Consider the following 11,705-nt stretch of genomic DNA (forward strand, 5'->3'; position numbering starts at 1 on the left):
CTCGGGCGTCAGCCCCCAGTGGTTTCGGACTGCAGGTCGGCTGCGATCAAACGGAACTGCTCCAGGGCTGCCTGCAGGTCTTCGACGATCTCTTGGGCGATCACCTCGGGCGGCGGCAGGTTGTCGCTGTCGGCCAGTGATTCGTCCTTGAGCCAGAAGATATCCAGACTGGCCTTGTCACGCGCCACCAGCTCGTCGTAGCTGTAGGCACGCCAGCGCCCGTCCGGGTTCTCGGCGCTCCAAGTAGGCTTGCGCTTCTGGCGCTTGCCCACGTTGTAGAGATCCACAAACTCGTCCAGATCGGCACGCTGCAACGGGCTGGTCTTGAGCGTGAAATGCTTGTTGGTGCGCAGGTCGTAGATCCACAGCTGCTTCGTCCACGGCGTCTCGCTGGCCGGCTTCTTGTCAAAGAACAGCACATTGGCCTTCACGCCCTGGGCATAGAACAGGCCCGTGGGTAGGCGCAGCAGGGTGTGCAAATCGCACTCATGCAGCAGCTTGCGGCGGATGGTCTCGCCCGCCCCGCCTTCGAACAGCACGTTGTCCGGCAGCACCACCGCCGCGCGTCCATGGGTGGCTAGCAGGGTCTTGATGTGTTGCACGAAGTTCAGTTGCTTGTTACTGGTGGTGGCCCAGAAATCGTCGCGCTCGATGGTGTCCTTCTCGGTGCTGGTGCGGCCGTCTTCGCCCACGATCACCGTGCTGCTTTTCTTGCCAAAAGGCGGGTTGGCCAGCACCACGTCAAAGCGCTCACCCGGATCGGTGGCCAAGGCATCCCCCACCACCACCGGCACCGATTTCTCCGAGCCTATGCCGTGCAGCAACAGGTTCATCGCGCAGACGCGCGCGGTGGCCTGCACCAGTTCGTAACCAGTGAAGGCTTTTTCCTTGAGGTGCTTGAGCTGGTCGCGCGTGAGGTTCTTGTTGTGCGCCACCATGTAGTTGTGCGCGGCGAACAGAAAGCCACCCGTGCCACAAGCCGGATCGGTGATGCGCTCGCCCGGCTGCGGCGCGATGCAGTCCACCATGGCCTGGATCAGTGCGCGCGGCGTGAAGTACTGCCCCGCGCCGCTCTTGGTGTCCTGTGCGTTCTTTTCCAGCAGGCCCTCGTAGGCGTCGCCCTTCACATCCACGCCGAGGATGGTCCAGGTCTCGCTGTCGATCAGGTCCACGATCACACGGCGCAGTTTGGCCGGGTCCTGAAATTTGTTCTGCGCCTTGCCGAAGATCAGGCCCAGCGTGCCCTTCTGCTGGCCCAGAGCCTCCAGCACATGGCGGTAATGGTCAAACAACTCGTCGCCGTCCTTGGCCAACAGCGAGGGCCAGGAATACGCGCCCGGCACGATGCTGGCCTGGTTGTGCGGCGGTTGGGCGCGCTCGTCGGCCATCTTGAGGAAAAGCAGATAGGTCAGCTGCTCCACATAGTCGCCATAGCTCATGCCGTCGTCGCGCAGCACGTTGCAGTAGTTCCAGAGTTTCTGGACCAGGGTATTGGTCGTGGCGTTCATAGTGTTCTCAGGTCGGCGAATTGTTGCAGTCGTGCGCGCACCAGCGGCTCGCGGTTGGGCTGACTCAAGAGACCGCCCAGTGCGTTGCCGAAATCCGGGTGGTCAAAAAGTCTGAGGACACATGCCGCCACATGGTTGCGAACATCCTCAGCTGAAACAGATAGCTCCGCGACCAGCTCCGCTCTTCCTTCCACCACGGTGAGTATGTCTTCCAGATCGTGGCTGGCATACACGTCATTGTTGCCGCGGTCGTGAAAGGCTTCAAACTTGGTTGCCAAGAAGTAGGGAGCTGCGAGGTGCCGCAGCTTCATTCCCGGCGCAAGCTCGGCTTGTACAGCGGCGTCGAACCCTGGGCGGTACCAGCGGTTGGCGAAGCCCAGCACCTTTTCATCCAACGGCACCAAGTCCAGCTGCATGCGGTTCCAGTACCAGCGAAATGGCGGCGTGTTGTCTGCCATCGTTTGTTTGAAGCCGCGCTGCATCAACTCTGCTGCCAAGGCGTGGTAGCCCACCAGTGTCGCAACCTCCACGATGGCGTCTACATCTTCCGTGGCTCGCACATTGAGTAGCGCAGGGTCATTGATCAACAAACCCGTGGCACAGCCCCCCACAAAAACCACCCGGTCACACAGCGGCCCCAAGGCCTGTGCCATGCCCATCAACATGGCAAGGTTCGGATTAGCCATACATGGGGCCCTTTACCTTTTTTGGTGCCGCTGGATCGATGAGCGCCTGCAGTCGCTCCAGCGCCATGCCGCGCTCGCGGGCGCGGCCTACGCGAATGGCATCAAACAAGGCCAGCATTTCGTAGAGCCTCGCGTCCTGCATGGCGGCAAAGGGCACGCTGGGGTGCAATGGCTCTACCCCAATGCCCCGCACCGTGCCATTGGGGTGCGGCCATACGTAGTCCTCCGAGCCCGGCGCAAATACACCCGCAAAGGCAGGTGCACTGTGGCTGGTAGGCACGCCTATGGTCGAAGGCGTCTTGTCTGCAGCAAAGGCGTACCTGGCACCGTGCAGTGCAAACTCCGCCAACTGCTTTGAATGGGGGCGTACCGGGTTGTCAGCCATGGCCGGTGTGCCCTGCGCAACTTGGCTACTTGTAGCCGCGACACGCGAGCGCTTTTGCCGGGCAACACGGTAGATGGCTGTTGGCTCCTGCACGGCGAGGCCGGCCGTTGTGGCGTCCAATGCCTGGTAGTTTTGCGCCAGCAGCCCCGCCTGCAAGCCCCTCTTGACGCAGGCGTGCGCCTCAGAAGCGCTCAGCCCCAGCTCCTGCGCCAGCCGCGCATACGTCCAGCGCTGATCACCCCAAGCAACGAGCTTGAGGGCCACCAGGAAGTCTTGAGGTTTGAGCTGCATTTACATTCAACATTCGCGATTTGCGAATGTTGAATGTAAATCAAATCCAGCCGGCACGCAAGCACGGCGGGGGCATGGTCGCTCATTTTCGCAACCGCCCTGGCCCTCTTCACCCCACCCCCAGAATCCACCCCTCCAGCGCAGCCACCGAGCGCTCCGCCAGCGTCAGCGGCGGCTCGAAGTAGCCCGGCAATGCGCCGCGCGCCTGCATCTCCTGCATCCAGCGCGCCGTGGCATAGGCATCTTGTTGGTCTGCCGTGCGCCCCTCCCGGTCGTAGCGGTGGCGAAACAGCGATGGGTAGACCTCTGCCAGCACCGCCTTGCCGGGCGGTATGGCCCAGCCGTCAAACGGCCAGACGTGCAGACGGTCTCCAGCCTGCTCACGCAACCAATGCAGCCAGGGCAAACCGGCATGGGTGGACTTGGCCACCGAGCCCTGTACATCGAACAGAAAAACGCTCTTGGCCGAACTCGTCCAGCGCTCCGTCAACCGCAGCTCGTCCGAATCACCCGTGCGAGACCCCGGCGGCGGCGATTCGCCCCTGCGGTACAGGTTACCGTCGCGCACGAAGTCCACATACACATAGTCCCGGTGCGTGGGCCAGTGGTGCACAAAGTCCGCCAGGAAATCCGGCCAAGTGCTCAGCCCATAGCGGGCGAAGTAGCTCAGGGGAAATGAAAAACCATGGTCGATGCCCGCCAGAAAGCGCGTGCCCCTGCGCACCTCCTCCAGCAAGCGCTCGGCAATCTCGCGCCGGCTCCAGTTCACCGGTCGCCCGTTGTTGGACTGTCTGGGACCCGTCCACAAGACAGGCGGCGCCCCATCCGTCCGGGCCGCTGCAACCTGCAGGCCCTTGAGCGGCGAGGTAGACGTTTCGGCGCCCGAGTAGTCGATGCCGATGAAGAGTTCGAAGTCAAGCACAGCTTCTCAGCCCCAACTGCTCCACCCCCTCGCCATGACTCATGCCGTCGTCGCGCAGCACGTTGCAGTAGTTCCAGAGTTTCTGGAACAGGGTGGAGGTGTTCATATCAGTCTTCGGTATTCAGGCCCTGCAGCAAGGAGCGCAATTGCGCCACGGCCTGCTGAGGGTTGCGGGGGTTCATCTCATTCGGTAGCAGGTCCGGGCGGTCGGCATCGGTTTGTCGCGCCACGATGGCGGCGATGCGCGCCCGCGCCTCGGCATTCAATTGGTGGCGCATGTCTCGCCCCAGCATGCGGGCGGCGGTCAGCGTGTAGTCAAACCCGTCTTGCAGCGTCCAGGCCACGAACTCCTCCCACAAGCGGGGTTCATTGCCGGCATCCAGGTAGTGGTTCAGGATCAATTGCAGGTCTTGTGCATCTTTGCCGGGTGAACGGCGGTGCCGGTCCTGCCAGCACACCATCTTGAGCCAGGCCAGCGCGGGCAACGACACCACGACCGCCTGCACATCGTCCGGCAAGGCCACGTTCACCGCCGTGGCCCAAGCCTCCTGAAAACCAAACACATCCATCACCACGTCGCCAGCCGGCGGCCAGACGATCTGCCGCTGCGCGGTCTCGATCGCGCCAAACGGCACCAGGTCAATGGGCAAGCCCTGGCTGTGCCGCAGGCGATGCAAGACACCGGACGCTTCGATGAACTGGCCCGAGGCCAGCAGTGCCGCACGCAGCGTTTGAAACGCCGGCCAGTCGGGCACCGCGAGCGCGAAGTCCACATCGTGCGTTTCGCGCCGCACCGGCACACCCCAGGCATGGTGCAGGTGCAGATCGCGCGCAAAGGCGCCCGTCATCATCAGGCGCACGCCCAGCGGTGAAGCGACCTTCTGCACATCCGCCACCACGCGCGCATGCAGGCGCAGCGCCGGCTTAGGGGAAAGTTGCAGCAAGGTATTGCTCATACAGCAGCTCGGCTGTTTCGATGCAGCGCCCGTCACCCGTGGCCAAGAGATCGGCATAGACCAGCACCGGCGGCACGATGTCCGGCCGTGGCCCCGGCGGTAACTCACCCCAGAACGGCATGCGCCACTCCACCACGCGTTCCGTCACCGGCCCGGTGACGTTGCTCATGCGCTGCCTGGCCATGAACTGCGGTGGCAGGCGGGGGGTGTAGAGGGTGAGCGCACCGGGGCGCAGGTAGTTAGTCAACAGCCCAGCCGCCGGTTCCCCTCCCCACAGGCCCTCGGCGGGCGTCAGCCCCCACTCGGCCCAGGTGTCGAACAGGGGCGTGGTGTACAGCGCCTTCAAGGTCTTGGGGCGCAAGCGGCGCGCGTAGGTTTGTGCCCAGCGGTCCAGCAACAACCGCGTGGCATCCAGGCGGCGGCGTTGGCCCAGCATGGGCAGATTTCCCTGCTGGTGCAGATCCTGCAACACGGCCGGAACGCCCCCCAGCGCCACGCCCGCAGCGGCGGCAATCGCGCGATGCGTCGCGTCGGCCAGCTCGGGCTGGCACAACAGGGCAAACAGGACTTTCAGCCCGGCCGGGGTGTCGGCCCGGCCAGTGGCGGGCAGCACGGGCTTGCTCAGCGGCTTGCGACCGGTGATCAACACCAGTGGCGCCGGCAGCCAGGCATTGCCTGCGGCGTCGGCAAAGGGCTGGCCTTGGGCCCGCAGGTCATCGGCCAAGGGCGGCGTGACGTGTTCAGCCAGCAGCACGGTGGGCTGGCCCGTCTGCTGCGCCGCCTGGCGCGCCTGCATCAGCGCCGCCCCCAAGGTGGCACGCGCCAGGGCCGGCGCGGCCACCGCCCGGTATTCCGTCCATTGCCCCTTGGGGCCCAGGCGCAATGTGCAGGCGCCCGCCGGCGCGGCGCGGCACTGCGCGGGCACGCCCAGGGCGGCCAGGGCCTGCGCGGCACGCTCGGGCAGGGGGATGGGCGGATCGGCTTTCATGGTCTTGTTCAATTTTTATGAACGTGTAATTATTTTGAACAAGAACTGGCTTTTGTACAAGTCATTTGTTTGTCCATTTTCCGTGGAAAGGCAGCGAATTTGAACAAGCTGCACACGAAGTCTGGAAACGCTCGCTGACGAGAATGCCTCCGCACCGCGCGATCAGAAGGCCCAAGCCTCCTTGCGCATCATCCCCAGCAGATTGATACAAATTAAGGGAAGTCCTGCGTGAATCGGGAAGATAAGCAAGAACAGCAAGAAAAATACTCACTCCCCCAACAACTCGCGCAAAGAAAATCTCGCTAGTGCAATAGTTGCTGTAGATGCAGCAGCAGCCAGCAACCCGCTAATCATGAGAGTGACCCCGAACAATGGTTGCAAACTCTTTGCGACCATCCAGGTCGCACAGACACAGGCGACTGCGCCAAGTAAACACCATGCGAACGCAACCAGAATGCGCATCTTTAGTTTTGGATAGTCGGGCCAGTCAATCAGCACCTTCTTTCCACCGCTCAAAGAAAGCAACTCAAAACTTTCCTTGTAACTGAACGCAAGCATGGCGAACGATAACCCTGCGGCTGATAGCCCCCACCCCAAGCCGTCGCTCATCGGCGCCAACAACAGGTCAGCCCAATCTGGTATGTACGTATAAATGGCAATCGGGAGAAGGGCCAGCACCAATTCTGGTGAAACAAACACAAGTCGAAGGAAATCCAACATCCGCCTCATGGATGCTCCAAACCGCGCTCGTCGTTAATTTTTTTGAATGCTTCAAAAGCATGATCAAAAAGCCGTGCAGGCTCAGGGTCACCTTCAAATAAGAAGCTCTTCTGATTTTCACTGGTCCGAATAATGACCGGCCGGCCATTTTCCAAGCCCTTTACCTTCGCACGCCCATAGCCGTCCGCCGCCATAAGTAATGCCGCATCGCCTAATCCATCCAACAAGGGCTCCATAAATTCGAGCAGATCGGCGGGTGGCAACTCGGCGAGAACAGCCGTTGCTATGTCAGGCAGCCTTGTTTCAATCCCTTGAGGTGCCTCCTCTTTGATCACCGCCTCTGTGAGCTTACGCTTTCGCAGGTATTCACTGAGCGACTTCCAGCAGGGGCCAAACAATGGATTGGGCGGAAAAATAGACGCTTGCAATTCCGTGATCACACTCAAGCCAGATAACCGGGTAACAAAGGTCCGGAGGTCTGCAATTGGCTCAACATCGCAACCGACAAAGAATTTTTGAAACTTGGCCTCCACCAGATCTTTAAATACTTTTTCAAACTGTTCACTCGGAAAAGCGTTCGAAATATGACGATATGCCAAGCCGCTAAAACCTGGCAAGTAAACAAATGGACTGGCAACATCGATCAAATAAGGCACCGCCGCCGCAGCTGATGCATGCTGATCCTCTCTGACCACCTCCACTGCGCCAAGTGGCCGATATTTGGCGATCTTTGCGTAAAAACCTGTTTCTTGTCCTGGCGCACCGAAAGTTTGAAAGTCGATAAAGCTGTAGCGAGTCCCTCGATACTCAATCGTCGCCGGCTCACGGATGGCTTCAGTAATTTTCTCCGCAGTCAATTCACCACGCTTGCGCACCCGCCCAAGATAGAACTTCGCTTGCTTAGTCACTATTCGCTCCCTAAATACGAAATTGCTTGCTCAATATCGCCTGCCACAATGCCTGCACACATCGGAGATTTCGGCGACGATGCTGGTGTGCTCAGCAAGCGGTGGCATGTGCTGCGGTGGGCAAGAAAAGGGCCTAGCGCGTCTTGCGCGGCGTTTGCAGCCCCCGACGCCGGCAGATAGCTCAACCATAGCGCGAGCAGTTCCGGTCGGTAAAAGGCAAAAATGCCGCGGGCGCGCGGCTGAGGGTCGAGCCCGTTGGTGAAATGGGTTTCGACGCCGGTGGATTCGAAGCGAAATGGCAAGGGGCGGTGCCAGGCGGGCAACGAAGGCGGCAAGCCCTGGGCGTAGCGGGCGGATTGCAATTCCACGCCCGTCAGCGTCGCCCCCTCTTTTTTGGCCTCGATCACGCCGCAGGCCTTGCCGTTCACGTACAGCAGGTAGTCCGCGTAGCCGTAACCAGCGTTGAGGGGAAATTCGCGGATGGCGACGCCCTTGACCTGCCCAGGATCGGCATGGATGTCGGCATCCGCCAGGTTGCAGACCAACCAGCCCGCTTGCGCGAGCAGTTCGTCGATGCGTAGCCTGGCTTTCTGTTCTGGCGTCATGCGGTGTCCCTGGGCGGGCATTCTAGAGGGGCATGAAACCAGGCCTCGGAAAAAACGAAGCCCCGCACGAGGCGGGGCTTGTTCTTGGCGGAGACGGAGGGATTCGAACCCTCGATGCAAGTTTTAGCTCACATACTCCCTTAGCAGGGGAGCACCTTCGGCCTCTCGGTCACGTCTCCAAAGGATGGGCGGGATTATGGCATGAATCACCGCCTGATCCGGCAAAAAACCGGGCTGGCAAGCGGCGGGTTCAGCCGGTTTTGCGCCCGCGACTCAGGCCGCGGCTTGGTCCAGATCGAAGGCCTTGTGCAAGGCGCGCACGGCCAGTTCCATGTACTTCTCGTCGATCACGACGGAGGTCTTGATTTCGCTGGTGGAGATCATCTGGATGTTGATGCCTTCCTCGCTCAGCGAGCGGAACATCTTGCTGGCGATGCCCACGTGGCTGCGCATGCCGATGCCCACAATGCTGACCTTGCAGATCTTGGTGTCGCCCTGCACTTCAGCGGCGCCCAGCGTGGGCAGCACCTTGTCCTTGAGCAGGTCGATGGTCTTGGCGTAGTCGTTGCGGTTGACGGTGAAGCTGAAGTCCGTCTTGCCGTCCTTGGCGATGTTCTGGATGATGACGTCCACCTCGACGTTGGCGTCGGCCACGGCGCCCAGGATCTGGTACGCGATACCAGGCTTGTCGGGCACGCCCAGGATGGAGATCTTGGCTTCGTCGCGGTTGAACGCGATGCCGGAAACAACGGCTTGTTCCATGTGTTCGTCTTCCTCGAAAGTGATCAACGTGCCGGACTTGGCTTCTTCGTTGAGGTCGATGTCCCAGGGGGTGAAGCTGGAGAGCACGCGCAGCGGCACCTTGTACTTGCCCGCGAACTCGACCGAGCGGATTTGCAGCACCTTGGAGCCCATGGAGGCCATCTCCAGCATCTCCTCGAAGCTCACGGTGTGCAGGCGGCGCGCCTCGGGCACGATGCGCGGGTCGGTGGTGTAGACGCCGTCCACGTCGGTGTAGATCAGGCACTCCGCGGCCTTCAGCGCGGCGGCCACGGCCACGGCCGAGGTGTCGCTGCCGCCCCGGCCCAGCGTGGTGATGTGGCCCAGGCTGTCGATGCCCTGGAAGCCGGTGATGATGACCACCTTGCCCGCGGCCAGATCGGCGCGCACGCGCTGGTCGTCGATGCTTTCGATGCGGGCCTTGGTGTAGGCGCTGTCGGTCTTGATGGGCACCTGCCAGCCCGCGTAGCTCACGGCCTGCAAGCCTTCGGCTTGCAGCGCGATGGCCAGCAGCGCGGACGACGCCTGCTCGCCGGTGGCGGCCAGCATATCGAGCTCACGACCGTAGGCGTCATTGGTCTTGGCGGGCGCCAGTTCCTTGGCCAGGCCGAGCAGGCGGTTGGTCTCGCCGCTCATGGCGCTGGGCACCACAACCATCTGATGACCGGCGCGCGCCCATTTGGCGACACGCTTGGCGACGTTGCGGATGCGCTCGGTCGAGCCCATGGACGTGCCGCCGTATTTGTGAACGATCAGTGCCATTGAAAAAGAATGGGCCGCCGCGAAACGCAACAGCCCGTGTTCGTCAAGAAGTGTTGAGAGGGGTGTCCGGCCTGCCCTGGCGCCGCGCCTGCACGAAGGCAAGGGACGCACTCAAAGAGGGTCAAGCGGCGGGATTGTACCAAGCCAGGATTTCGCCTCGACGCTCCACCCTCCCTGCGCCCACCTTGAGCTCGATGTGGTGGCCCCGGGTGACGCAAGCGGCGATCTGGTCCAGCAGTTCTTCCAGCTGGGCTGCGCTGGCGTTCGCGGAGCCCCCCTCGGGCCGGGCCAGCGCATGCACCCGACGCAACCAGTGGCGCAGCAGATTGGCCTGCCGATCACGGCTCAGGGCGCGCAGCGCGGCGATGCGCGGTCCTTGTTCGGGGCCGAGGCCCACGCCGGTCGCAGCCGCGTCCTGCGCGGCCAGTTCATCCAGCAAGCGCTGAGCCTGAGCTGCGTGAGCGGCGCTGCGCGCGAAGGTGGCGCGGAACTGAGGGAACACCTCGCCCAACACCGGCAGCAGGCGGGCACGGATGCGGTTGCGGGTGTAGCGCTCGTCGGCGTTGCTCGGGTCCTCGACCCAGCCCTCACCCGCCCTGAGACCGCGCGCTTGCAACCAGGCGCGCAGTTCGGCGCCGGGCACTTCCAGCAAGGGGCGGTGCCAACGCAGCCCACCACGCGCCCAGGTGTCGGGCATCGAGGCCAACCCTGGCAGGCCAGCACCTCGCGAGAGGGCCAGCAGCAAGGTCTCCACCTGGTCGTCAGCGTGCTGGGCCAGGGCGACATCGCTCACACCAGCCGACAGCGCGGCTTCGCTGAGAGCCGCGTAGCGGGCGCCGCGGGCAGCGTCTTCCGGACTCTGACCGGCGGTGTGGCGCGCGTCCACGCGCCGTGCGTGCAAGGGAATATTCAGCTGTTCACAGGTGGCGCGCACCTGCGCCTCGAAGCCGTCGGCTGCGGCCTGCAAGCCGTGGTGCACGTGCAGGGCCTGCACTTGGCCCGGCCAGCGTTCGGCGCAAGCGCGCAGCAAGGCGGTGGAATCGGCCCCGCCGCTGAAAGCCACGGCCAGGGGCAGGCCGGGCTGGAACCGCGCGATGGCCCGCGTGAAGGCGGGCGCCGCGCTGGAAGGATTACTTGGCGCTCTTGGTGTCGGTGTAGCGGCCATAGCTCTGCAGGCGCTCGTAACGGCGGTCCAGCAGTTCCTTGACCTTGAGGTCGGCCACCTGGCGGTAGGACTCGACCAGCGCCCGCTTGAGGAAGGACGCCATCTGCTTGGTGTCACGGTGCGCGCCGCCCACCGGCTCGTTGACGATCTTGTCCACCAAGCCCAGGGCCTTCAAACGGTGCGCGGTGATGCCCAGGGCTTCGGCGGCTTCCTCGGCGCGCTCGGCGGTTTTCCAGAGGATGGAGGCGCAACCTTCGGGGCTGATGACGGAGTAGACGGAGTACTGCAGCATCAGCACCTGGTCGGCCACGGAGATGGCCAGCGCACCACCAGAACCACCCTCGCCAATGATGGTGGTGATGATGGGCACTTCCAGCTGCGCCATTTCGAAGATGTTGCGACCGATGGCCTCGGACTGGCCGCGCTCCTCGGCGTCGATGCCGGGGTAGGCGCCGGGCGTGTCGACGAAGGTGAAGACCGGCAGGCCGAATTTCTCGGCCGTCTTCATCAGGCGCAGGGCCTTGCGGTAGCCCTCGGGCTTGCTCATGCCGAAGTTGCGCAGGCCGCGCTCCTTGGTGTCGCGGCCCTTCTGCTGGCCCAGCACCATGCAGGGCGTGCCGTTGAAGCGGGCCAGGCCGCCGACGATGGAGAGGTCGTCCGCGAAATGGCGGTCGCCGTGCATCTCCACGAAGTCGGTGAAGATCTCGTTCACGTAATCCAGCGTGTAGGGACGCTCGGGGTGGCGCGCGATCTTGGTGACCTGCCAGGCGTTGAGGTCGCTGTACACGTCCTTGGTGAGCTGCAGGCTCTTCTTGCCGAGCTGCTCGATTTCCGCGCTGATGTCCACGGCGGATTCGGTCTGCACGTAGCGCAGCTCTTCGATCTTGGCTTCGAGTTCGGCGATCGGTTGCTCGAAGTCGAGGAATGTTTTCTTGGCCATCTGTGACCTCCAATAAGAACGGACGCGTCAGCCACAGCCACCGGGACAGGCCGCACGCGCTTTCGTTTCGATTTCCGGTTCGGGTTGTT

Annotated in this window: 12 protein-coding genes and 1 tRNA gene; all 13 read right to left on the reverse strand. The window is 62.8% G+C overall.

Features of this window, described 5'->3' with window-relative positions:
• Nucleotides 1-8: 8 nt before the first annotated feature.
• Entirely contained in the window at nucleotides 9-1,508 is a 1,500-nt protein-coding gene (locus tag ACLBKS_RS12815; protein WP_410193191.1) for an N-6 DNA methylase, read from the reverse strand.
• Nucleotides 1,505-2,194, reverse strand: a complete 690-nt coding sequence (locus ACLBKS_RS12820; RefSeq protein ID WP_410193192.1) for a hypothetical protein — start codon at nucleotides 2,192-2,194, stop codon at nucleotides 1,505-1,507. The genes ACLBKS_RS12815 and ACLBKS_RS12820 overlap by 4 nt, the downstream gene beginning before the upstream one ends.
• Nucleotides 2,187-2,870 (reverse strand): hypothetical protein, encoded by a 684-nt coding sequence (locus ACLBKS_RS12825; protein WP_410193193.1) that lies wholly within the window; start codon nucleotides 2,868-2,870, stop codon nucleotides 2,187-2,189. Before ACLBKS_RS12825 ends, ACLBKS_RS12820 begins: the two co-directional genes overlap by 8 nt.
• 109 nt (nucleotides 2,871-2,979) lie before the next feature.
• A complete protein-coding gene (locus tag ACLBKS_RS12830) occupies nucleotides 2,980-3,792 on the reverse strand; it encodes a hypothetical protein (protein WP_410193194.1) in 813 nt (270 codons plus the stop codon).
• Between the two features lie 107 nt (nucleotides 3,793-3,899).
• Entirely contained in the window at nucleotides 3,900-4,748 is an 849-nt protein-coding gene (locus tag ACLBKS_RS12835) for a nucleotidyl transferase AbiEii/AbiGii toxin family protein (protein WP_410193195.1), read from the reverse strand.
• Nucleotides 4,717-5,736 (reverse strand): type IV toxin-antitoxin system AbiEi family antitoxin, encoded by a 1,020-nt coding sequence (locus ACLBKS_RS12840; protein ID WP_410193196.1) that lies wholly within the window; start codon nucleotides 5,734-5,736, stop codon nucleotides 4,717-4,719. The genes ACLBKS_RS12835 and ACLBKS_RS12840 overlap by 32 nt, the downstream gene beginning before the upstream one ends.
• 267 nt (nucleotides 5,737-6,003) lie before the next feature.
• Nucleotides 6,004-6,456, reverse strand: coding sequence for a hypothetical protein (locus ACLBKS_RS12845; protein ID WP_410193197.1), 453 nt, complete (start codon nucleotides 6,454-6,456; stop codon nucleotides 6,004-6,006).
• A gap of 5 nt (nucleotides 6,457-6,461) precedes the next feature.
• Nucleotides 6,462-7,364, reverse strand: coding sequence for a hypothetical protein (locus ACLBKS_RS12850; protein ID WP_410193198.1), 903 nt, complete (start codon nucleotides 7,362-7,364; stop codon nucleotides 6,462-6,464).
• Nucleotides 7,364-7,969 (reverse strand): type I restriction endonuclease, encoded by a 606-nt coding sequence (locus ACLBKS_RS12855; RefSeq protein WP_410193199.1) that lies wholly within the window; start codon nucleotides 7,967-7,969, stop codon nucleotides 7,364-7,366. Before ACLBKS_RS12855 ends, ACLBKS_RS12850 begins: the two co-directional genes overlap by 1 nt.
• A gap of 85 nt (nucleotides 7,970-8,054) precedes the next feature.
• A tRNA-Ser gene (locus ACLBKS_RS12860) sits at nucleotides 8,055-8,148 on the reverse strand.
• 94 nt (nucleotides 8,149-8,242) lie between these two features.
• Nucleotides 8,243-9,511, reverse strand: coding sequence for an aspartate kinase (locus ACLBKS_RS12865; protein ID WP_410193200.1), 1,269 nt, complete (start codon nucleotides 9,509-9,511; stop codon nucleotides 8,243-8,245).
• 121 nt (nucleotides 9,512-9,632) lie between these two features.
• Nucleotides 9,633-10,676: a tRNA lysidine(34) synthetase TilS gene (gene tilS, locus ACLBKS_RS12870; RefSeq protein ID WP_410193201.1), complete on the reverse strand. Its 1,044-nt coding sequence runs from the start codon at nucleotides 10,674-10,676 to the stop codon at nucleotides 9,633-9,635.
• Nucleotides 10,642-11,616 (reverse strand): acetyl-CoA carboxylase carboxyltransferase subunit alpha, encoded by a 975-nt coding sequence (locus ACLBKS_RS12875; RefSeq protein ID WP_006297936.1) that lies wholly within the window; start codon nucleotides 11,614-11,616, stop codon nucleotides 10,642-10,644. The genes tilS and ACLBKS_RS12875 overlap by 35 nt, the downstream gene beginning before the upstream one ends.
• Between the last annotated feature and the right edge of the window lie 89 nt (nucleotides 11,617-11,705).

This window comes from Hylemonella sp. W303a, from assembly GCF_046452315.1.
GTDB lineage: Bacteria > Pseudomonadota > Gammaproteobacteria > Burkholderiales > Burkholderiaceae_C > Hylemonella.